Annotated in this window: 15 protein-coding genes, 2 tRNA genes and 3 pseudogenes; 7 read left to right on the top strand and 13 right to left on the bottom strand. The window is 70.6% G+C overall.

Annotated elements, in window-relative coordinates:
* The first annotated feature begins 41 nt into the window (after positions 1–41).
* Positions 42–938 (top strand): hypothetical protein, encoded by an 897-nt coding sequence (locus O7608_RS04725; RefSeq protein ID WP_289208811.1) that lies wholly within the window; start codon positions 42–44, stop codon positions 936–938.
* Here O7608_RS04725 and O7608_RS04730 read toward each other — a convergent pair.
* Positions 932–4,090: a BTAD domain-containing putative transcriptional regulator gene (locus tag O7608_RS04730; protein WP_289208812.1), complete on the bottom strand. Its 3,159-nt coding sequence runs from the start codon at positions 4,088–4,090 to the stop codon at positions 932–934. The genes O7608_RS04725 and O7608_RS04730 overlap by 7 nt on opposite strands.
* A gap of 233 nt (positions 4,091–4,323) precedes the next feature.
* Between O7608_RS04730 and O7608_RS04735 the strand changes: the two genes are divergently transcribed.
* On the top strand, positions 4,324–4,905 hold the full coding sequence (locus O7608_RS04735; RefSeq protein WP_289208813.1) for a calcium-binding protein: 582 nt from the start codon (positions 4,324–4,326) through the stop codon (positions 4,903–4,905).
* A 45-nt stretch (positions 4,906–4,950) separates the two neighbouring features.
* Here the strand turns inward: O7608_RS04735 and O7608_RS04740 are convergent.
* The 6 genes from O7608_RS04740 to gyrB all read right to left on the bottom strand — a co-directional run bounded on the left by O7608_RS04740 (position 4,951) and on the right by gyrB (position 12,379).
* A tRNA-Ala gene (locus O7608_RS04740) sits at positions 4,951–5,023 on the bottom strand.
* Positions 5,024–5,087: 64 nt separating this feature from the next.
* Positions 5,088–5,216: a DLW-39 family protein gene (locus O7608_RS04745; protein ID WP_282224574.1), complete on the bottom strand. Its 129-nt coding sequence runs from the start codon at positions 5,214–5,216 to the stop codon at positions 5,088–5,090.
* A gap of 34 nt (positions 5,217–5,250) precedes the next feature.
* Positions 5,251–5,324 (bottom strand) — tRNA-Ile (locus O7608_RS04750).
* 171 nt (positions 5,325–5,495) lie between these two features.
* Positions 5,496–6,506, bottom strand: a complete 1,011-nt coding sequence (locus O7608_RS04755) for a DUF3566 domain-containing protein (protein WP_289208814.1) — start codon at positions 6,504–6,506, stop codon at positions 5,496–5,498.
* A 3-nt stretch (positions 6,507–6,509) separates the two neighbouring features.
* Positions 6,510–10,313 carry an intein-containing DNA gyrase subunit A gene (gene gyrA, locus O7608_RS04760; RefSeq protein ID WP_353850498.1) on the bottom strand — a complete coding sequence of 1,268 codons (3,804 nt, stop codon included), beginning with the start codon at positions 10,311–10,313 and terminating at the stop codon, positions 6,510–6,512.
* A 122-nt stretch (positions 10,314–10,435) separates the two neighbouring features.
* On the bottom strand, positions 10,436–12,379 hold the full coding sequence (gyrB, locus tag O7608_RS04765) for a DNA topoisomerase (ATP-hydrolyzing) subunit B (protein WP_289208815.1): 1,944 nt from the start codon (positions 12,377–12,379) through the stop codon (positions 10,436–10,438).
* A 546-nt stretch (positions 12,380–12,925) separates the two neighbouring features.
* Between gyrB and O7608_RS04770 the strand changes: the two genes are divergently transcribed.
* A complete protein-coding gene (locus O7608_RS04770) occupies positions 12,926–13,486 on the top strand; it encodes a hypothetical protein (RefSeq protein WP_282224571.1) in 561 nt (186 codons plus the stop codon).
* 69 nt (positions 13,487–13,555) lie between these two features.
* Here O7608_RS04770 and O7608_RS04775 read toward each other — a convergent pair whose 3' ends face one another.
* From O7608_RS04775 to O7608_RS32110, 6 genes and pseudogenes are all read right to left on the bottom strand, one after another.
* Entirely contained in the window at positions 13,556–14,224 is a 669-nt protein-coding gene (locus O7608_RS04775) for a DciA family protein (RefSeq protein ID WP_289208816.1), read from the bottom strand.
* Positions 14,214–15,362, bottom strand: coding sequence for a DNA replication/repair protein RecF (gene recF, locus O7608_RS04780; RefSeq protein WP_289208817.1), 1,149 nt, complete (start codon positions 15,360–15,362; stop codon positions 14,214–14,216). Before recF ends, O7608_RS04775 begins: the two co-directional genes overlap by 11 nt.
* A gap of 7 nt (positions 15,363–15,369) precedes the next feature.
* Positions 15,370–16,245 (bottom strand): phosphogluconate dehydrogenase (NAD(+)-dependent, decarboxylating), encoded by an 876-nt coding sequence (gnd, locus tag O7608_RS04785; RefSeq protein WP_289208818.1) that lies wholly within the window; start codon positions 16,243–16,245, stop codon positions 15,370–15,372.
* A 73-nt stretch (positions 16,246–16,318) separates the two neighbouring features.
* Positions 16,319–17,452, bottom strand: a complete 1,134-nt coding sequence (dnaN, locus tag O7608_RS04790; protein WP_289208819.1) for a DNA polymerase III subunit beta — start codon at positions 17,450–17,452, stop codon at positions 16,319–16,321.
* Positions 17,453–18,144: 692 nt separating this feature from the next.
* Positions 18,145–19,311: pseudogene (dnaA, locus tag O7608_RS32105) on the bottom strand (chromosomal replication initiator protein DnaA); the annotation flags it as partial.
* A gap of 365 nt (positions 19,312–19,676) precedes the next feature.
* Positions 19,677–19,974, bottom strand: a pseudogene (locus O7608_RS32110) (chromosomal replication initiator protein DnaA); the annotation flags it as partial.
* A 641-nt stretch (positions 19,975–20,615) separates the two neighbouring features.
* On the opposite strand from O7608_RS32110, the gene rpmH reads away from it, so the two are divergent.
* From rpmH to yidC, 4 genes and pseudogenes are all read left to right on the top strand, one after another.
* Positions 20,616–20,753 (top strand): 50S ribosomal protein L34, encoded by a 138-nt coding sequence (gene rpmH / locus O7608_RS04800; protein WP_282224565.1) that lies wholly within the window; start codon positions 20,616–20,618, stop codon positions 20,751–20,753.
* A gap of 34 nt (positions 20,754–20,787) precedes the next feature.
* Positions 20,788–21,168 (top strand): annotated as a pseudogene (rnpA, locus tag O7608_RS04805) (ribonuclease P protein component); the annotation flags it as partial.
* Between the two features lie 92 nt (positions 21,169–21,260).
* Positions 21,261–21,551, top strand: a complete 291-nt coding sequence (gene yidD / locus O7608_RS04810) for a membrane protein insertion efficiency factor YidD (RefSeq protein ID WP_289208821.1) — start codon at positions 21,261–21,263, stop codon at positions 21,549–21,551.
* Positions 21,548–22,606, top strand: a complete 1,059-nt coding sequence (gene yidC, locus O7608_RS04815) for a membrane protein insertase YidC (RefSeq protein WP_289208822.1) — start codon at positions 21,548–21,550, stop codon at positions 22,604–22,606. Before yidD ends, yidC begins: the two co-directional genes overlap by 4 nt.

The following is a 22,606-nucleotide window of genomic DNA, read 5'->3' on the forward strand; positions in this document are numbered from 1 at the left end:
GGGTACGCCCAGATCGTCGCCCCGGCAAGGGAGAGAGCACCATGAGCAGGAAACGGAACTGGCAGATCGCCGCAGCGGTGGCGCTCGTGATCGCCCCGGTCGCCACGGTGGCGACTCCGGTCACGGCGGCCCGGCCGGGTGAGCTACCCGACCTGGCGGTGCTCGTCAGCGGACACGACCCCGTACCGGTGAAATCGGTGACCGTGCACTGTCCACAACCTGGACAGTCGGTCTTCGGGGCGGGCGGCCGGATCATCGACGGCGCCGGCGCCGTGGCACTGACCGCGATCACCCCCGACCAGACGCTGTCGTCGGTGACCGTCGAGGCCACCGCCCGGGGCGGTCACGCCGCCGACTGGTCCGTGGAGGCCATCGCCGTCTGCGACATCTCGTCGGACCCACCGCACCGGCAGGTGTCGACCACCCTCGACGGTGCCACGGCCATCGTGAGCTGCCCGGACTCGACCCGGGTCACCGGCACCGGCTTCCGGGTCGACGGTGCCGTCGCCGCCGCCCACCTCGACGAGGTGGCACCCGACCAGGACCTGCGGCGGGTGCGCGTCCACGTCGGCGGCACCACCCCGGCCCGGGTCACCGCGTACGCCATCTGCAAACGGCCGACCAGCGTCGACGGCACGCCCGGCATCCGGCGCAGCGCCACGACCGGGACCGACGCCACCTGGCCGAAGACCGTCACCGTCGGAGCCGCCGGCTCGGGCGAGCGGGTGTACGGCGTCGGCGCGAGCGTCCGGGGCCGGGGCGCGATGCTCACCGCGCTCGTACCCCACCCGGTGCTGAACCTGGCCGGTGCCCGGGCGGACCAGGTGCCCCGGCCGGATCAGCCGACCTGGGACGGGACCGGGGCACGGCGGTACGACGCCAGCGACGACGGCGAACTGACCGGGTACGCCATCCTGCTCAGCCCCACGTTTCACTGAACCGCACCGGCGCCGGGACGGGGCCGGGTGGGCATCAGCAGAAGTCGGTCCGGTGGCCGTACGCCGATCTCACGCATCGCCTCGGCGTACCGGTCGAAGGCCCGGCGGGCCTCGCCGTGCTGGCCGGCCGCGACCAGCGCACGGACCAGTCCACGATGGGCCGGTTCGTCGTACGGATCCCGCTCCAGCAGCCGGAGCAGACAACCGACGGCGTCGGCCCGGTCCGCTCGGGCCAGCATCCGCAACATGTCCAGGTACGCCGCCCGCGCCTGCTCCCGCAGCGGCCGGGACCAGTCGTCGTACGGCTCGTCCTCGAACACGTCCGCGCGGTACTCCCGGTCGGCGGCACGCAGCATCGTGCGTGCCTGTTCCAGCATCGCGCGCTCCAGCAGCCGCCGGCCGTGCGCGACCTGGGCCAGGAAATCCTCGACGTCCACCCGGACGTTCGTCAGGTCCAGGGCGATGCTGCCCTGGTCGGCGACGATGAAATGGTCAGCCGGGAGATCCTTCGCCGGATCGAGCACTCCCCGGACGATGGAAAGCAGCACCGACAGTCGGTGCCCGGTCCGCTCCGGCTCGTCGCCCGGCCACAGCAGTTCACTCAGCTCGCCCCGGGGCACCGGGCGCCCCCGCCGAGCGACCAGGATTCGCAGCAGGTCACGGGCCTTGCGGGACTGCCACTGGGACGCCGGCACCGGCCGGCCGGCGAGCCGGACCTCGAAGCGACCCAGCGCCCGGATCGAGACCCCGCCGCCATCCGACGGTCCAGTGCCATCCGACGTCCCGGTGCCGGCCGACGCTGCGGTGCCGGCTGGGGGTGTGGCCCGGGTTCCGGGCCGGTCCACCTGGGCACCGGCAGCCGCGAGCCGCTCAGCCGCGAGCAGGCCCTCCAGCCGGTCGTCGGTGCCAGCGGTCGACAGCCGCCCGAGCACGACGAGCAGCCGGTCCGCCTCCAACCGTGCCCCGGTCCCGCTCCAGATCGCCTGTGCCTCGCGCAACGACTCGCGGACCCGGACCGGACTGGTCGCCGTCGCCGCCCGCAACTCCAGCGCGTCGGCGAGCCCCGCCCGGTCCCGCCGGGCCCTCGCCAGCTGCGCCGCCCGGTCGGCCAGCGCGGCGGCGTCGGCGAGGTCGCCGCCGCGTCGGGCCACCCACCCCCTGGCCAACAGGGCCGGTACGGCGAACTCGTCCACGGCCAGGTCGGTGGCCCGGTCCGCGTAGCTGGCCGCCGCGGTGGCGTCGTCGTCCAGCACCACCAGGGCCAGTCCGGCCAACGCCGGCACCAGCACGTACGTGTTGCCGATGGCCTCGCCGACGCGGACCACCTCCTCGTAGCCGGCGCGGGCCTGCTCCCGCCAGCCCCGGCGGCGGTACAGCTCGGCCATGCCCAGCATGGCGTTGGCGAACCGGCGCGAGCCTGCGCGCTGGTAGCGGGTGAGCGCCGTGGCGTACCGGGCGGCCGCCTCGTCGTAGCGGCCGAGCATCGCCAGCGCCTCCGCTTCGTTGCTGATCGCGATGGCGTGCAGGCTGGGCGCGGCGGCGACGGCCGCGTACCGGGCGGACAGCTGCGCGGCCACCAGCGCCTCCGCGTACCGGGCGGTGCGCAGCAGCTGGTAGGTGCGATTGGTATGGATGCGGGTGAGCAGCAGCACGTCGCCGATCCGCTCGGCGATCGGCTGGGCGATCGCGAAGTGCTCCTCGCTGCCGGCGGCGTCGCCTGCCACCGCCCGGCACAGCGCCATGCCGAGGTGCGCGGTGGCCAGTGCACCGTCACTGCCGACGCTGTCCCCGGATGCAGATGTGGTGGTGGTGGCTGCTGCGGCGAGCGCCTGCCGGGCGTACCCGGTCGCGACCTCGACCTCACCGGCCAGCAGTTGGGCGTGCGCGGTCCAGGCCAGCAGAAGAACCACGTCGGGCGACGAGGATGGCCGACCCCCGTCGGCACTGTCCCGGCCACCGCAGGCACTGTCCCGGCCACCCTCGGCACAGGCACGGGCGAAGGTGTCCAGCGCCGCCTGGGCGTCGCCACGCTGGTAGTGGATGCGCCCCACCCGCCAGGCCAGGCCAGCGTCCCACTCGGGCCCTGCCGCCGCGTCGTACGCCTGTTCGGCAGCGGTCAGGTCACCGATCGTACGCAACGCATCGCCGAGCAGCAGACGTAGTCGACGGCTGACCAGAGGCTCAGGCAGCCCAGCGACCAGCTCCGCGACCTCGGCCGCCTGCCCGGCGGCGAGCATCCGGTCGCCGTGCTCGGCGAGGACGCGAGCGGCTTGCGCGTCGACACCGGCCCGCCGGTAGGCACGGGCCGCAGCCACCGGCGGGCCGTGCTGGTCGTACCAGGCGGCGGCGTTCGAGGCAAGGTCCACATGCTGCCGGGTCGGTTGCCGCTGCCGGACCACCTCGGCGACAACCGGCACGACGCGCTCCATCGGAGCCGACGCACCCGGTACGACCGGTGCCGCCCCGACGCGCGTCAGCAGTCCGATGCGGCGCAGCAACCGTACGGTCACCGTCGCCTGCCGGTGGCCCAGTGCCCGACCCAGGTCGGCGCTGAACGGTGCCAGGTCAGCGGCGCACCGCAGCAGCCGGACCGCCGACGACGGCAGTCCGGCCAGCACCTCACCAGTCAGATATGTCGCCAGTGGGCTGCCAGGCTGGCTGACGGCCCGCACCAGGTCGCCCGGCGGCACGCCGTCCAGCCGTAGCGTCTCGGCGGTCAGCGCGACGAGCGCCGGCCAGCCTCCGGTCGCCCCGTGCACCTGGTCCGCGAGGCCCGGATCGGACAGTCCATGTTCGACGGCGAGGAGCTCGGCGACCGCCTCCGCAGTGAGCGCCAGGTCGGTCGGACCAAGCTCCTGCCACCGGTGCCGGCCGACCCCGCTGGCCACCGGAGCCGCCAGCGGCCAGCGGCCGGAAAGCACCACCGTCGCGGTGTGCGGCAGGTCGTCGACGACCGCCGCCATGGCCTGCGCCTCGTCGGCGGACAGCCGGGGCAGGTCGTCGACGATCACTGGACGGTCGTCGGCGGTCGACCGGGTCTCGTCGAGCAGCCGTTGCGGTGTCGTGTCCGACCCTCGCCACCAGCGGGCGCTCGACGGCGGGAACCAGCGGAGCAGTGCGGTCGTCTTGCCGTAACCAGCGGCGGCGACCACGATCCGGCAATCCGGACGTCGATGCCCCGGACCCGACGAACGCACCGCAGCTCACCTGCCTCTCCGGTGGGCTCCCTCTTCGGGCAGAAACAGGCTGGTCCGCCACCGGCCCCGGCGGCAAGACCTGTGTCGGCAATCCGGCCGTGACGCGACGCTGAGCCGTCCGTGATCACCGTCGCGATCCTGATGGCGCCGGTCGCGGACGGCGGCCCGGCAGAGCGGAAGGAGCAACGGTGAGCAGGTACGTAGGTATCGGAATCCTGGTGACCATCGGCACGGCGATCGCGGTGGTCGGACCGGCCGGGCCGGCCGTCGCGACCCACACCTGCGACGGCGAGGCGGTGACCATCAGTGGCTCCGGCACGATCAACGGGACGAGCGGGCGGGACGTGATCCGTGGCTCGTCCGGCAGCGACATCATCGACGGCCGGGGCGGCAACGACGTCATCTGTGCCGGCGGCGGGGTGGACGCCGTCTACGGTGGCCAGGGCGCGGACCGCATCTTCGGAGAGGGCGGAGACGACTTCCTCTGGGGTGAGGGCCTCGGCGTCGTGGTGACCGGTGGCGCCGACGAGATCTGGGGTGGTACCGGCGACGACACCATCTACGGCCAGGTCGGGGGCGACACTCTGCGCGGCAACGAGGACAACGACGACATCTACGGTGGGGACGGGCCCGACACCATCTTCGGTGGGATCAACATGGCCGAGACCAGCGGCGCGCAACTCGACGCCTGCTACGGCGACAGCGGCAACGACACCATCCGGTCCTGGCTGACCGGTCACCCGGCGGAATGCGAGGTCGTCGTCGACTGATCACCGGTTGGGGTGGCCGAGGTTGAACCGTCAACGAGCTGTGAGTGGAGCCAAGGGGACTCGAACCCCTAACCCCTGCCTTGCAAAGGCAGTGCTCTGCCAGTTGAGCTATGGCCCCGTACGGTCCCCGCGCGACACTCCGACGGCTGCCGGCCGCGGTGCGGGAGGGACCAGGGTGCGGGTCAGCGCAGGTCGGGAGCGGTGGTCGCCTCGTGCCACAGCGCACGTTCGTCGCTGGTTTCCTTGACCTTCTTGGCGATCAGCGCGGCTACACCGATGACCGCCGCGATGATCAGGAGCTTCTTGGCCATGGGGCTGATCCCCTTACGCTCGACTGTCGTGGAGTGGGGCTAGCTGGAATCGAACCAGCGACCTCAGAGTTATCAGCTCTGCGCTCTAACCGACTGAGCTATAGCCCCGTACGCGACGAGCAAGGTTACCGCACCGGCCGTACGACACCCAACTCGGGGCCGGGTCCGCCGGATGGCCGACAGGTGGCGCGCCGGACACCGGAAGACTACCGGGCGACACGTGGCCGGGACGAGCAGGTTTCGCCCGTCCCGGCCACGTGTCCGGATCCTCCGGACGGGTCAGTCCCGCTCGGCCAGGGTCAGTTCGATCCCGCCGACCAGGTCGGCGCAGACGTTGTAGATGAACGCGCCGAGGGTGGCCAGCGCGGTGTAGAGCACGACGTTCACCAGACCGAAGAGCGCGGCACTGCCGATCACACCCTGGGCGGTGACCCGGAACGTCGGGCCTTCGCCGGTACCGGTGCCGATCAGGTCACCGAGGCTGGTGTTCACACTCTCGAAGACACCCATCGCGTCCAGCGCGAGGTAGAGCACGGACGTCGCCACGATCACCACGATGAACAGCACCAGGGAAACCGCGAACGAGAACTTCATCACCGACCACGGGTCGATGCGCTTGAGGTTCAGCCGGGCACGGCGGGGACCGCGCGACGCCGCCGAGCTGACTCCGGGGCGGGCGGTCCGGGCGCCGTCGCCACCGACCCGTGCCGCGCCGACGGCGGCGGAGCCGGCCGCCGCCGTACCAGCGGCCCCGACGGTACGTACGGTCGGTGATCCGAGTCCGCTGCGGGAGCCCGGCGCGGAGCCTGTCTTCGTGCCACCCACCGTGCCGAGCGGCTGGGTGGAGCCCACGCCGAGACCGGGCCGGGTGGCGGTGCCACTGGCGGCGGTGGCACCGAGTGCCCCGCCGGTGAATCCGCTACCGGAGCTGGCCGGTGGGGCGGAGGAAACTGGAGGTGCCGACGTCACTGGCGTGGCCGACCTTCCGGACGAGGCGGCACCGCCGCCAAGCGTGAGCGCGCCACCAGTGGCGCGGTCGCCGGTGCCGCCGGCTCGGGCTGATCCGTCCTCGGCACCGGCGTCGCTGCCGGGGTCGTCGGCGGGCTTGTCGGGTGGGGGCGGCATGCCCGGAGCCCGGGTGAACTTCGGCGCCGGCGAGTCGGCTGGGACGCTGGCCCGGCCGACGGCGGCCCGCCCGGTGGCCGTTGCCGGGCCTCCAGCGGCGGACTCCTCGTCGACCGGGGCCGCCGAGGCCCCCGTGGCCCCCGACTTCGCCTGGGTCTCCGTCATCAACTAGTCCTGTTCGTCAGGCTCGTCGGCATTGCGAGCAATCGCCACGATGGTCACGCCGTCCGGGAGGTCCATGAGCTTGACCCCCATTGTGTTCCGATCCCGCGTACGTCGTACAGGCTTCACCGGAGTCCGGATCACGCCACCGTTGCTGGTGATCGCGAAGAGCTCGTCATCCGGACTGATCACGACCGCACCGACCAGACCACCGCGGCGTTCGGTGATCTTGGCAGTCAGCACGCCCTTGCCTCCCCGGCCCTGGACCGGATACTCCTCGATCGGGGTGCGCTTCGCGTACCCGCCGTTGGTGGCCACCAAAACATCCAGGTCCATACCTTCACGGACGACCGCCATTGCCAGCAACTCGTCCGTGTCGGTGAACCGCATCCCGATCACCCCGGAGGTGGCCCGGCCCATCGGCCGCAGCGCCTCGTCGGTGGCGTTGAACCGGATCGCCTGGGCGTTCTTGGAGACCAGCAGCAGATCGTCGGTCGCCGAGGCCAGGGCGGCGCCGACCAGCTCGTCGGCATCACGCAGGTTGATGCCGATGATCCCGCCGGACCGGTTGGAGTCGAACTCCTCCAGCTTGGTCTTCTTGACCAGACCGTTACGGGTGGCCAGCACCAGGTAGGGCGCCACCTGGTAGTTCGGGATCTGGATGACCTGGGCGATGTGCTCGTCCGGCTGGAAGGCCAGCAGGTTGGCGACGTGCTGGCCGCGGGCGGTACGCGACGCCTCCGGCAGCTCGTACGCCTTGGCCCGGTACACCCGGCCCTTGTTGGTGAAGAACAGCATCCAGTCATGGGTGGACGCAACGAAGAAGTGGCTGACGATGTCGTCCTGGCGTAGCGTCGCCCCGCTGACGCCCTTGCCGCCCCGACGCTGTGAGCGGTAGAGGTCGACCTTGGTCCGCTTGGCGTACCCGGTCCGGGTGATGGTGACCACCACGTCCTCGCGGGCGATCAGGTCCTCCATCGAGACCTCGCCGTCGAACGGCACGATCTGCGTCCGTCGCTCGTCGCCCCACTTGGCGACGATCTCGCCCAACTCCTCGGAGACGATCTTCCGCTGCCGCTCCGGCTTGGCCAGGATGTCCTTGAGGTCGGTGATCTCCAGCTCGATCTTGGCGAGCTCGTCGATGATCTTCTGGCGCTCCAGCGCGGCGAGCCGGCGCAGCTGCATGTCCAGGATCGCGGTGGCCTGGATCTCGTCGACCTCGAGCAACCGCATCAGACCCTGGCGGGAGTCCTCGACCGTCGGCGAGCGCCGGATCAGTGCGATCACCTCGTCGAGCATGTCCAGCGCCTTGACCAGACCCCGCAGGATGTGCGCCCGCTCCTCGGCCTTACGCAGCCGGTACGCGGTCCGCCGGCGGATCACGTCGATCTGGTGCTCGACGTAGTAGCGGATGAACTGCGCCAGGTTCAGCGTGCGCGGCACCCCGTCGACGAGCGCCAGCATGTTGGCGCCGAACGTCTCCTGCAGCTGGGTGTGCTTGTAGAGGTTGTTGAGCACCACCTTGGCGACGGCGTCCCGCTTGAGCACCAGCACCAGCCGCATACCGGTACGCCCGGACGACTCGTCGCGGATGTCGGCGATCCCGCCGATCTTGCCTTCCTTGATCAGTTCGGCGACCCGCTCGGCGAGGTTGTCCGGGTTGACCTGGTACGGCAGCTCGGTGACGACGAGCGCGGTCCGCCCCTTCTTGTCCTCCTCGACCTCGACCACGGCCCGCATCCGGATCGAGCCACGACCGGTCCGGTATGCGTCCTGGATCGGCGTGGTGCCGACGATCAGCCCGGCGGTCGGGAAGTCCGGACCCTTGACGATCCCGAGCAGTGCTTCGAGCGTGTCGGCCTCGTCGACCTCCGGGTTCTCCAGACACCACTGCACCGCCGCCGCGATCTCCCGCAGGTTGTGCGGCGGGATCTTGGTGGCCATACCGACCGCGATGCCCTCGGAGCCGTTGATCAGCAGGTTGGGGATCCGGGCCGGCAGGATCACCGGCTCCTTGGCCCGCCCGTCGTAGTTGTCCTGGAAGTCGACGGTGTCCTCGTCGATGTCCCGCAGCATCTCCATCGCCAGCGGGTCGAGCTTGCACTCGGTGTTGTGGCTGACGAATCCGTCGGTGACGAAGGAATGGTCGTCGGTGTCCACCCGGAGGCTGTAGACCGGCTGCACGCCCGCGTCGGCGACCTCGGCGACCTCGGCGTAGTAGAAACGGCCGTCGACCAGCGGCTCGACGACGTCGCGCACCTCGCGTTCGGTGATCCGGGCGAGAATCTCGGACCGGTCACGCTCCCACCGTTCGATCCGGTCGACGTTGTGCCGGCGCAGCCAGTCACGCTCCGTCCAGCGGGTCGCGCCATGCGCGCGGATGAAATCGGCCAGGTAGGGAACGTGGTCGCTGGACATCGCACGACTGGTACGCGGCACGGCGCGCAGCTCGCCGCGCAGCTTGTCCTGCTTGCGGCCGAGGAACCCGATCCGTTGGGCGAAGATGCGGGCGTCTCGCCGGTTGGTCACCACCAGCTTGATCTCGCCGTTGCGGTACTCGCACTGCCGGCTGACCACACCGAATTCGAGCAGCAGTTGCTGGACTTCGTCGGCCAGGCGGTGGCTGCGGGTCGAGTAGCTGATCGCAATGGTGCCGCGTGGCAGCAACGACGACGACCCGTCGCCGGTGAACAACGCCTGCAGGAACGCGCGCTTGACCGCCGCCGGCCCGCGCCAGATCAGCTCGGGGACGAACTTGCCGGCGCTGCGGACGTCGACCAGATCGGCGAGCAGACTCTGCCGCAACGCGGCGACATCCTGCACGTCCAACTCGTACAGGGTGCTGCCGGAGGCGATGATTCGCTGGCTGACGTACCGTCGGCCGCCAACCGCGACGTCGTAGGCGGCGACCACCCGGGCGAAGAATTCCGGGTCGACGTTGTTGAATCCGGCACGGTTGGTCGAGAACCAGCCTTCGCTGACGAACGCACCGGCCAGCAGCGCGGCCTCGACGTGATCCGCCATCGGGTACCCGAACTCGTCGGCAACCACCCGCTGCATCGCGACCCGGTCTCCGCCGCGCACCTCACTGAGCAGCTTCCACAGCAGCGTCGGGACGCCGGCGACCTCGACCAGGCAGAGCACCGGATGGTTGTGGGTGCCGGTGAGCGCATAGCCTTCGCGGGTGCGCAGCCGCAATGTCGGATGCTCGCCGGAGTGGAACAGACGGTCAGCGCGGACCAGGTCACCGTTGCGGTCGCGGACCTTGAGGTCGATCTCCGTCTCGGAGGAGGGCGCGGCGTCCGGCGCGATCTGATCGATTCGAACCGTGCCATCCGCAGTACGGACCCGTACGTCGCCGGTGACACAGTAGCGCATCGCCGCAGCCGGATCGTTGCCCGGGGAGCCGAAGTTGCCGTTGCCGTCGACCAGTGGGTAGCGCAGCGACCAGGGCTGGGCCATCCGGACCAGCGCGTCGTAGATGGCCGAGTCGCCGTGCGGGTGGAACTGGCCCATCACGTCACCGACGACCCGGGAGCACTTCACGTAGCCCCGGTCCGGCCGGTAGCCGGAGTCGAACATCGCGTAGAGGATCTTGCGGTGGACGGGTTTGAGGCCGTCCCGTACGTCCGGCAGCGCCCGCCCGACGATCACGCTCATCGCGTAGTCGAGGTAGGAGCGCTGCATCTCGACTTCCAGCCCGACCGGCTCGATGCGGTCGTGGCCGGCGACCGCTGCGGCGGCGGGGGTGGCCGCTGCGGCTGCTGCGCTGTCCGACTCGCTGTCGAAGGACTCGGGAGTATCCGTCACAGTTAACCCTTATCAGACTTTATACCGTCATACCGCTGTGGATAACGGCTGTGGAATCTCGCGAAGCTGTGGATAACTCGGTCGGGCCGGTCCGGGTCACGGGTCGGGACCGACCGAGGTCGCTAGATGTCCAGGAACCGGACGTCCTTGGCGTTGCGCTGGATGAACGACCGTCGCGCCTCGACGTCCTCACCCATCAGGACGCTGAACAACTCGTCGGCGGTTGCGGCGTCGTCCAGAGTCACCTGACGCAGCGTACGCGTCGCCGGGTTCATCGTGGTGTCCCACAGCTCCGGGTAGTTCATCTCACCCAGACCCTTGAACCGCTGGATGTCGTCCGGCTTGGCGTTCGGCTTCTTCTGCTGCCGCAGCGCGATCAGACCGTCACGCTCGCGGTCGGAGTAGGCGTACTGCGCGTCGTCGCCCTTGCGGTTCCATTTGATCTTGTACAGCGGCGGCGCCGCCAGGTAGACGTGGCCGAGCTCGACCAGTGGCCGCATGAACCGGAACAGCAACGTCAGCAGCAGCGTCTGGATGTGCTGACCGTCGACGTCGGCGTCGGCCATCAGCACGATCTTGTGGTACCGCAGCTTCTCGATGTCGAAGTCGTCGTGGATGCCGGTGCCCAGCGCGGTGATCAGCGCCTGGACCTCGTTGTTCTTCAGCACCCGGTCGATCCGGGCCTTCTCCACGTTGAGGATCTTGCCCCGGATCGGCAGGATCGCCTGGGTCCGTGGATCCCGCCCCTGCTTGGCCGAACCGCCGGCCGAGTCACCCTCGACGATGAAGACCTCGGACTCGCGCGGATCGGTCGACTGACAGTCGGCCAGCTTGCCCGGCATCGACCCGGACTCCAGCAGCGACTTGCGCCGGGCCAGCTTGCGCGCCTGCTGGGCGGCGATCCGGGCGCGCGCCGCCTGGGTCGCCTTCGTGATGATCATCTTGCCTTCGGCCGGGTTGCGGTCCAGCCAGTCCACCAGCCACTCGTTGCACACCCGCTGCACGAAACTCTTCACCGGGGTGTTGCCCAGCTTGGTCTTGGTCTGCCCCTCGAACTGCGGGTTGGCCAGCTTGACCGAGATGATCGCGGCGAGCCCTTCCCGGATGTCCTCGCCGGAGAGCTTCTCGTCGCCCTTGAGCAGCTTCTTGTCGGTCGCGTACTTGTTGACCACGCTGGTCAGGGCGGACCGGAAGCCCTCTTCGTGGGTGCCACCCTCGTGGGTGTTGATGGTGTTCGCGAAGGTGTAGACCGACTCGCCGTACGACTCGTTCCACTGCATGGCGATCTCGACCGACATGCCCTCCTCCTCGGCCCCGAACTCCACCACACTCTTGTGGATCGGGTTCTTGGAGTTGTTGAGGTGACGGACGAAGTCCGAGATGCCGCCCTTGTAGCAGAAGGTGACCTCGCGGTGCTTGCCGTCCTCGTCGGTCGCCCGCTCGTCGCGCAGCTGGATGGTCAACCCTCGGTTCAGGAACGCCATCTCCTGCAACCGACGGTAGATCGTCTCGAAGGCGTACTCGGTGGTCTCGAAGATCGTCGGATCCGGCCAGAAGGCGACCGCGGACCCTGTCCGGTTGGTCGCCTCGCCCTTGTCCAGGGGTGTCGGCTTGGAGTTGTGGTACTGCTGACGCCAGACGTGGCCGTCCTTGTGGATCTCCACCTCCATCTTCACGGAGAGTGCGTTCACCACCGAGACACCGACACCGTGCAGACCGCCGGAGACCGCGTACGCCTTGCCGTCGAACTTGCCACCGGCGTGCAGCACGGTCAGCGCGACCTCGACCCCCGGCTTGCCCAGCTTCGGGTGCAGGTCCACTGGAAAGCCACGGCCGTTGTCGGTGACCCGCACCCCGCCGTCGGCCAGCAGCACCACGTCGATGGTGTCGCAGTGGCCCGCCAGCGCCTCGTCGACCGCGTTGTCCACGACCTCCCAGACCAGGTGGTGCAGGCCACGTTCACCGGTGGAGCCGATGTACATACCCGGCCGCTTGCGGACGGCCTCCAGGCCCTCCAGCACGGTGATCGACTCGGCGCCGTACTCCTGCTTCTTCTGCGCTGACACCCTCAGCCACTTTCTCGCGCACCTGGCCACGGGCGGGCACAGGGACGCGGGGTTCGGCGGACACCCGGCAGCGGGGCGGGCGCGGACCGGCACCATGGCCGACAACCCGCAACTTCGGGTGGATCGCCGACGGGTGGCGAAACGCGCCGTACGCCGCAGAGCACCCGCGGATCACGAACGGCTGGGTCCCGCGCGTCTCGACGCACGGGTCTCCCTCGTCTCTACCTACGATCCTACTGTGCCGAGCCGACATAACAGGGATGCGGCACCCCCGTAAAGCGCCTGAGAGGTTCGTAGCCGGCCGCACCCCACCCACCGCGACCACCCCCACACGGACCTGACCACCCGGCGAGGATGATGCGGGGCCGTCCGACACCTGTGGTCACCACGCCGGCACCGGTCACCGCACCCACCTGTGGTGAGGCCCCGGACCCGCTGCCGCTACAGTGCCGCTACCGCTCAGGCGCGCCGACAGCGGCACTGCGGTGCAGTCGACCCGTCCGCTGAACCGGCCGCGCCATCAGCTGCAGAAGGGTGACGTGTGCGATGGGGCTGGACAACGTCGCGGTGCAGTGGCCACGGGTCGGCGAGTTCTACGAACCGGTGGCACCGGCCGAGTTCGTCGACTTCGGTGACCTCGCGGAGCAGGCCGACGTCGCCGCGCCGACCGCCGCGCTAGCCGGGTACGTAGCCAAGACCGGCAGTGTCCGGGCCACCGCGTACACCGAGCTGGTGGACCTGCTGCTGGGCCTGACCGGGGTGCTGTACGCCACCGAGGCGGCCGCCGAGGACGAGGACCCGGTGATCGACCCGGACGGCTGTGCCTGGATCGCCGGCGGGCTGGAGCGCTTCGTGGCCGGCCACGACCGGTACGGCGACACCGTCACCTTCGACACCGTCGGCGCGGTCCTGCGCGATGCCCTCGCCGACGCCCGCCTCGCCGAACAGCAGCTGCGCTGGCTGGACAGCCGACTCGACGCGCTGCGCGACGAGGCCGGCGACGCGCCGCAGTGGAGCTTCCCCCGCTCCGAGCTCGCCGTGCTGTCCCGTTTCTACCGCCGCTGCGCCGACCGGGGCTTCGCCGTCTACGCCGACGCCGAGGCCTGACCCGAACAGCCCGACCCGACCCGACCCCACCGGGCCCGAGCCGGCGGCGGGTGCCCGGGTCGGGCCCGGTCAGCCGTACGTGTCGCGGGGCCCTCGGCCCCGGACCCGCCGTGGCCCTTTCGACCACGACGGCGCGGCCGGACCGTGGATGTGCAGCTTGCGGACCACGTTGTGGCCGACCTCCTTGGCGATCCGATGCAGTAGAGACCGGGCGAGCAGCCGCAGCTGGGTCGCCCAGGCGGTCGACTCCGCCTCGACGGTCAGCTCACCGTCCTCGAGCTTGACCGGCCGGCAGTGGGTGGCTATCTCCGCGCCGACCACCCGCTCCCAGGCCCCGAAGACGGTCGCCTCGGCGGTCGGCCGCTGCCAGCCGCGGGCAGCCACCAACCGGGCCAGTACGTCGCCGAACAGCTGCGGATCCCGAGGATCCGGCCCCGGTCCCGAGTAGCCGCGCAGCCGTCGCCCGCTGCCGGCTCCCGCACCAGCGGATCCGCCCCGGCCGTCGCCCGCACCACGCCGCGACCGCCCTGCCTCCCGACGGGCCCGGGCGGCGTCGAGCACCGCGCGGGCCAGCTGCGGGCCGGTCGACGGCGGCGGCAGGACCACCGGCTGCTCCGCCGCAGCCGGCTCGGCAGCCGGCTGCCGGTCCTGAGCCTTAGGCTGCCGGCCCTTTGCCTGCCGAGGGGACGGTGCGGGCTGCCGACGCGTCGGATCGGTCGGTGTCGGTTCAGCCGGCATGCCGGACACCTCCCGGGAAGACTTCGAAGCGTGCTCCGCGCAACGCTACCGGTACGTCGTCGGCGACGGCACAGGTCACCAGCAGCTGGCTGGCACCGGCCACCAGATCGGCCAACCGCTCCCGGCGGCCGGTGTCCAGCTCGGCGAAGACGTCGTCGAGGACCAGCACCGGCTCGATTCCCTCGCCACGCAACAGGTCGTACGCGGCGAGCCGCAGCGCCAGCGCGCACGACCAGGTCTCCCCGTGGCTGGCGTACCCCTTGACCGGCAGGTCGCCGATTGTCAGGTTCAGGTCGTCGCGGTGCGGTCCGACCAGGGTGACACCGCGCTCCACCTCGCTGCGCCGCGCCTCCTGCAGTGCCGTACGCAGTGCCGACTCCAACGCGGCCCGGTCCGGCAGACGGGCGCCGCCGTCGGCGGCCGGCAGGTCGACGGCACACCGGTAGGCGATGCCGGCTGGCGCGGACCCGGCGGCGACCGCCGCGTACGCCTTGGCCACGTGCGGGGCCAGGGCGTCGACCAGCTCCAGCCGGCCGGCCAGTAGCTCGGCGCCGTGCCGGGCCAGGTGGGTGTCCCACACGTCCAGGGTGCTCAGGTCGCCGCCGCGCGTACCACCGGTCTTGCGGGCCAGGTAGGCGCTGCGCAGCAGCGCGTTGCGCTGCTTGACCACCCGGTCGTAGTCGGCCCGGACGCCGGCGAACCGGGGCAGTCGGGCCACCAGCAGGTCGTCGAGGTAGCGGCGGCGTTCGGCCGGATCCCCTCGGACGATCTCCAGGTCCTCGGGGGCGAACAGCACCAGCCGCAGCGCGCCGAGCACGTCGCGGGCCCGCCGGGCCGGGGACCGCCCCAGCCGGGCCCGGTTCGCCCGGCCCGGCACGATCTCCAGCTCCACCAGCAGCTCCCGCTGGTCGTGCATGATCAGGCAGCGGATGATCGCACTGTCGGCCCCGACCCGCACCAGCGGCGCGTCGGTGGCCACCCGGTGGCTGCCCAGGGTGGCCAGGTAGCCGAGCGCCTCGACGAGGTTGGTCTTGCCGACCCCGTTCGGCCCGACCAGGACGCTGCCACCCGGATCGAAGGTGACGTCGACCCGCTCGTACGAGCGGAAGTTGATCAGTTCGAGCCGACGGACGTACACCGGGGCGTCAGGGGCTGGACTGGACGGCGTGCCCGCCGAACTGGTTACGCAGCGCGGCCACCGCCTTCATCGCCGGGGAGTCGTCCTGCCGGGAGGTGAAGCGGGCGAACAGCGACGCGGCGATCACGTTCATCGGCACCCCGAGCCGGATCGCCTCCTCGACCGTCCAGCGCCCCTCACCGGTGTCCTCGGCGTAGCCGCGCAACGCGGCCAGCTGCGGGTCCTCGTCGAGGGCCGCGTCGAGCAGGTCCAGCAGCCAGGACCGCACCACGGTGCCCTCGCGCCACGACTTGATCACCCCGGGCACGTCGGTGATGAGGTCGGACTGCAGCATCAGCTCGTAGCCCTCGGCGTAGGCGTGCATCAACGCGTACTCGACGCCGTTGTGCACCATCTTCGCGTAGTGGCCGGCACCGACCGGGCCGGCGTGGGCGAAGCCGTGCTCGCCGGGCGGCTTGAGCGCGTCGAAGATCGGCATCATCCGCCGTACGTGCTCGGCGTCGCCGCCGACCATCAGGCCGTAGCCGGCCTGCCGACCCCAGACCCCGCCGGAGACGCCGACGTCGAGATAGCCGATGCCGTGCTCGGCCAGCCGGGCGGCGCGCGGCGCGTCGTCGCTGAACCGCGAGTTGCCACCGTCGATCACCAGATCGTCGGGGGCCAGCAGACCGCACAGCTCGTCGACGACCGACGAGGTCACCGGTGCCGGCACCATGGTCCAGACCGCGCGCGGGGCGTCGAGTCGGTCGACCAGCTCGGCGAGGCTGCCGACGTCGCTCACCGCCGGATCCCGGTCGTAGCCGTACGCCTGGTGGCCGGCGTCGCGCAGCCGGTCCCGCATGTTGCCGCCCATTCGGCCCAGGCCGATGATGCCCAACTGCACGGTCTGTCCCCTTTCCGTCGCCGCGATCGTCACGGTTGCCGGCGGATGATCGTCGTGGTGCCGATTCCCGCGCCTACCGGGTTACCCGGATGGGCATGATCAGATAGCGGTAACCGGGGATGATCTGGTCGTCCTCGCCGGCCGGCGAGATCACCGCCGGTTTGAACGCGTCGACGAAGGCGAACACGGCGGTGGCCGACCCGAGGTTCTGCAGGCCGTCGATCAGGTACTGCGGGTTGAAGCCGATGGTCAGCGGCTCGCCGGTGAAGGTGGCCTCCATCGCCTCGCTGGCCCGCGCCTCCTCGGTGTTGCCGGCCTCCACCACCAGTCCGTCGGCGCTGAAGCTCAGCAGCACCGGCGTGGTGCGTTCGGCGACCAGCGCCACCCGGCGGACGACCTCGACGAGGCCGGCGACGCTGACCCGGGCCTCGGCGTTGTGGCTGGCGGGGAAGAGCGACCGGACCGGCGGGTAGTTGGCTCCGTCGAGCAGTCGGCTCGTCGTCCGGCGGGTACCGCCGGCGAACCCGATCATGCCTTCACCGGCACCGCCCTGCGCCAGGGCGATGGTGACCTCGCCGCCGATCGGCCCGAGGGTCTTCGCCGTGTCGGCGAGGGTACGGGCGGGCACCAGGGCGTTGAGGCTGATCCCGGAGTCGTCCGGCTGCCAGTCGATCTCGCGGATCGCCAGCCGGTACCGGTCGGTGGCGAGCATGGCGAGCTTCGGGCCGTCGAGCTCCAGCCGGACGCCGGTCATCATCGGCAGCGTCTCGTCCCGCCCGGCGGCGACCGCCACCTGGGCGACGGCGGCGGCGAAGGTGGGGGCGTCGACCGTACCGGCGCTGGAGGGCATCTCCGGCAGCGTCGGGTAGTCCTCGACCGGCATCGTCGGCAGGGTGAACCGGGCGCTGCCGCAGACCAGCTCCAGATGCGCCCCGACGGCGGCGATGTCCACCGGCTTGGCCGGCAGCGACTTGGTGATCTCCGCCAGGAGCCGGCCGGAGACCAGGGCCGCGCCGTCGGCGTCGCCCTGTACGTCGACGGTCACCTGGCTGGACACCTCGTAGTCGAACCCGGAGACGTGCAACGAGCCGTCGGTGACCCGCAGCATGGCTCCGGCCAGTACCGGCACCGACGGCCGGTTCGGCAGGCTCTTGGCCGTCCAGGCGACCGCGTCGGCGAGCGCATCGCGCTCCACCCGGAACTTCATCCCTTGCCTCCGCACTTCATGGGCGTGCCTCCGCGTCGACTCGAACGATCTTCTATGACACCGGGCGGCGAGGGTGACCGCTTCGCCCGGTGCGGCTGCTGTCGGTCAACGGACCTCACCGAACGATAGGCCAGAGCGTGGCGGTGGCGCGTCCGCCCCCAGGCTTGGCCGGTCTCCTCCTCCTGCGGTGGACCGTCGCTGCGCTCCATCCACACAAACCCCCAACGCCGATGATTGGGTTTTGTTGTCTAGAAGATAAAACTCATCGTCTTCATCGGTCCTGTGCACTCTGTGGACATCTCACGTTTACGCAGCTCAGCTGGGTTGGATGGGGGTGGATGAGCTGTGGATGAGGGTGGGTACAACCCGCCCCGTCATCCACAGGCCGTCCGGTCGCACACAGGCTCCCCAGGTTATCCACCGGTTATCCACCGGTTATCCCAAGGGTTCGTCCCCAGCTGTGGACAACCTTTCGACGATCGCGGGTCCGGTCGTCCCCAGAACCTTCAACAGGCCGTCCACAGCCCCCCACCGAGCTGTGGACAAACAATCACTCCGAGTAACTGTCCACAGCGGTTTCCCCAGCCGTCGTCCACAGCCTGTGGACAACGCTCCACCATCGGGGTGCCGACGGCAAGGGGGTTGTCCACCGACGGTGGACAACCCCCTGTGGAAAACCTGTGGGTACGGGGTCAGGCGGTCTGCTTGATCCGGTTGGTCAGTTCGGCGATCTGGTTGTAGAGCGACCGCCGTTCGGCCATCTGCTGACGGATCTTGCGGTCGGCGTGCATCACCGTGGTGTGGTCCCGGCCACCGAACGCCTGCCCGATCCGGGGCAGCGACAGGTCGGTCAGCTCCCGGCACAGGTACATCGCGACCTGCCGGGCGTTGACCAGGACCCGCGACCGTGAGTGCCCGCGCAGGTCCTCCAGGCTGACCCCGAAGTAGTCGGCGGTCGACACCATGATCTGGTCGGCGGTGATCTCCGGTCCGGCGCCGTCGGGGATGAAGTCCCGCAGCACCTCCTCGGCCAGCGCCAGCTCCACCGGCGATCGGGTCAGGCTGGCGAACGCGGTCACCCTGATCAGCGCGCCCTCCAGCTCCCGGATCGAGTTGGCGATCCGGGACGCGATGAACTCCAGTACGTCCGGTGGCGCGTACAGCCGCTCCTGGGCCGCCTTCTTCTGCAGGATGGCGATCCGGGTCTCCAGGTCGGGCGGCTGGATGTCGGCCAGCAGCCCCCATTCGAACCGGGTCCGCAGCCGGTCCTCCAGCGTGGCGAGCTGCTTGGGCGAGCGGTCCGAGGTGATGACGATCTGCTTGTTCGCGTTGTGCAGCGTGTTGAAGGTGTGGAAGAACTCCTCCTGGGTCCGTTCCCGGTTCTCCAGGAACTGGATGTCGTCGATCAGCAGGATGTCGACGTCCCGGTAGCGACGCTGGAACGCGCTGGTCTTGTCGTCGCGCAGCGAGTTGATGAAGTCGTTGGTGAACTCCTCGGTCGACACGTACCGCACCGACCGGGCGTGCCCGAGCGTGGTCGCGTAGTGACCGATGGCGTGCAGCAGGTGGGTCTTGCCCAGCCCGGAGCTGCCGTAGATGAACAGCGGGTTGTAGGCCTTGGCCGGCGACTCGGCCACCGCGACCGAGGCGGCGTGTGCGAACCGGTTGGACGAGCCGATGACGAACGTCTCGAACATGTACTTCGGGTTCAACCGGTTCCCGCCGGTGTCCACCCCCGGACCACTCAACCGACGGTCGTCGCGGCCGGTGCCGCGATGGTCGTAGCCACCCCGGCCCGGGCCGTTGTCCGGCGGACTGCCCACCGGGTCGGCGCGCGTGCCGTAGCGCTGGTCCGGTGGCCGGTAGTCGGCCGCCGGCGGCGGCCCGGACAGCGGCGGTGGTTCAGGCCCGGACGGGGGCGGATGCTCGTCGCGCGTGCCGGTGCCGCCGCGGGCCTCCCCGTCGGCACCTGGCGGATCGACGTCGACCACCCGGGCGTACTCGTCGCCGAAGAGCGCTCCCTGGTCACCGCTGCGGGCACCGGGCACCACCGGTCGGCCGCCGCCGGGGTGCGGTCCGGGACCGGGGTGCGGTCCGGCGCCCGGCTCGGGTCCGGGTCGGGGCCCGTCCGCCGGGTCCGCACCGGGCCGGTCCGCAAGCGCCGGTACGGCGGCACCGAGATCGGTCGTTCCGAGCTCGGTCAGCCTCGGCTCGACGGTGGCGGTGCCGTACACGGTGCCGACCGGCCGGCCGTGACCGTCCTCGGGCGGGCGGACCGTCACCGCCACCTGGATCGGCCGGCCGAGCCGGCGCGACAGGGCATCGGTGATCGCCGGCCGTAACCGGGACTCGATCACGTCCCGGGTGAAGGCGTCGGGTACGGACAGCAGCGCGGTGTCGTCGACGATGGCACGCAGCCGGGTGAGCCGCAGATAGGCACGTTGCTGAGCGGAGACGATCTCGTCCGCCAACTCGTCCGTGGTCGCCAACCAGACCGCGCCGAGGTCGATCGTCTCGGCCACCGTTGCGCCACCCCCATCGCATCCGAGTACCCCGGCGCCGCCACTGTCGGTGGCTGGCTGCCGGTCGGGACCGGTCCCGCTCTCGAACAGGTACGACGAGCATGCCGCGGGCCGCTCAACTGACCGTCATCCACAAGTTATCCACAACCTGTGTGTACTGCTGACCCGGCTCCCCCGTCGGCCGCCCCGAGTCGCCCCCCCACCGGTCCGGCGCCCCGGTGGTCACCGGTGTCCGCGACCGACCTGGCTGGTCGATCCTCGCCGATGAACCGGTGCCAGGTGTCGCCTGATGCGTGACCGGCAATCGCGCACGCTAACAGCGTCGTCCACGACCGTTCAACCGGCGGTGCCGGGCCGCCGTTGTCGGTGTGCGGCAAATCGGTGACGGTGCCGCTGGCCGGGTGGTCCGGATCCCGGCGGCCAGGTGGTGCGCCGGTGGGCCGGGCAGGTCAGGGGACTGGATCGCTCTGGTAAGCTCGACCGGTGTGTTGTGCCTGCACAGGCAGGCGCACTGGCAACCACAGACCGGTGACTGGTAACCACAGGCCGGTGACCAGCACCACCCGGTTATCGAGTACCACCCGGTTTGACGACACCGACTCCGGTCCCCGGCCGGGGCCACACCTGACGGAGTGACTGACGTGAGCAAGCGTACCTACCAGCCGAACAACCGCCGGCGTGCCAAGACCCACGGCTTCCGGCTGCGTATGCGTACGCGTGCCGGTCGGGCCATCCTCGCCACCCGTCGCGCCAAGGGCCGCGCCCGCCTGTCGGCCTGACGGCCTTCGCCGGCGTCGCGGGTATGTAACAGCCATGCTGGCCGCCGCACAGCGCGTCCGACACCGTGCCGACTTCTCCGAGGTCGTACGCGGTGGTCGGCGAGCCGGCCGGGGGTCACTCGTCGTGCATCTGCTGCTTCCACCGGGCTCTACGGTCACCGAACCCGGCGCGGCCGCTCCCGTCCAGGGAGCCCGCGCCGGGTTCATCGTGTCCAAAGCGGTGGGCGACGCGGTGACCCGCAACACGGTGCGCCGCCGGCTGCGACACCTGGTCCGGCCGAGGCTGGCGGGCCTGCCCGCCGGTGCGACGGTCGTGGTGCGGGCGCTGCCCCCGGCAGCCGGGTGCTCCTCTGCTCAACTCGCCACTGATCTCGACGCGGCGCTGGCGGCGGCCCACCGGCCGTCCGGTGGACGGGGGCCGCGCCGTACCGCCGGTGTCGCCCGACGGCCGACCGCCGGTACCGCGTCAGCGACCGACGACGGCCGACAGCGGCCCGGGGAGGCGCGATGAACTCCGCCGACGGACTGCCCCGGCCGAAGACACCGGGTGGCCGCCTGCTGACAGCGGCCATCGTCGCGTACCGTCGTTGGATAAGCCCGGCTCTGCCGGCCCGCTGTCGGTTCTACCCGTCGTGCAGCGCGTACGCCCAGGAGGCGATCGCCCGGCACGGTGCACTACGGGGCGTGCTGCTGGCGGGCGGGCGGTTGCTGCGATGCCATCCCTTCCACCCCGGTGGATATGACCCGGTACCGATGCCGGGCGGCCGCCGTGCCGATGCGACTGGAGCCCCGAATTGAGTCTCGACTGGATCTACTGGGCGATCTCGTGGATCCTCCTGTTCTGGCACTCGGCCTGGGACCGGATCGGTGTGCCGTCCGGGGAGGTCCTCGGCACCAACTGGTCGTGGATCCTGGCCATCATCTTCCTGGTGGTCACCGTCCGGGTGATCCTGTTCCCGGTCTTCGTCAAGCAGATCAAGTCGCAGCGTGCGATGCAGGCACTGCAGCCGAAGGTCAAGGAGCTCCAGGAGAAGCACAAGGGTGACCGGGAGACGCTCCAGAAGGAAATGATGGAGCTGTACCGGGTGGAGAAGGCCAACCCGTTGATGGGCTGCCTTCCGATGTTCCTCCAGATCCCGGTCTTCATCGGCCTGTTCCACATCCTGCGCCGGCTCAACCCGGAGCGCACGGTCAACACCGACCTCTACGGCTGGACCACGGACCAGTTCCTCGACGCCTCCCGGGCCAACCTGTTCACCGCGCCGATCGCCGGCAAGTTCGGCTCCACCGCCGAGGAGCTGGCGGCGATGGGCGCCAACGGCACCACGGTCAAGGTGATCGCCGGGATCCTCGTGCTGGTCATGATCGTGACGACCTACCTGACCAGCCGGCAGATGATCCTCAAGACCGGATGGGCCGAGGACCCGCAGCAGAAGATGATCCAGCGGCTGATGCTCTACGGCATCCCGGCCTCGCTGCTCGTCTCCGGCGCGATCTTCCCGATCGGCGTGATCATCTACTGGGTGGTCAACAACCTGGTGACGCTGGGCCAGCAGCAGTGGGTGCTGCGCAAGTTCCCGCCACCGCCGATGCCCGCCGGCAAGGGCAAGCCGGCTGACCGGTCGTCGGGTGCCCGCTCGTCGACCCGCCCCGCCACCGGTGGCTCGGGCCGTACCGCTGCCGCCGCCGCGGACACCAAGCCGAAGTCGGGCGGGATCTTCGCCCGCAAGGCCAACGGGGCCAAGGCGGAGCCCGAGCCGCAGCCGGCTCCGGTCAACGAGGCGCTCAAGCCCAAGCCGGGTGCCAAACCGGTCAACCCGAAGAAGCGGCGCCCGGCCAAGCGTCCGGGGTGA

This window comes from Solwaraspora sp. WMMA2056 (genome assembly GCF_030345095.1).
Taxonomy (GTDB): Bacteria; Actinomycetota; Actinomycetes; order Mycobacteriales; family Micromonosporaceae; genus Micromonospora_E.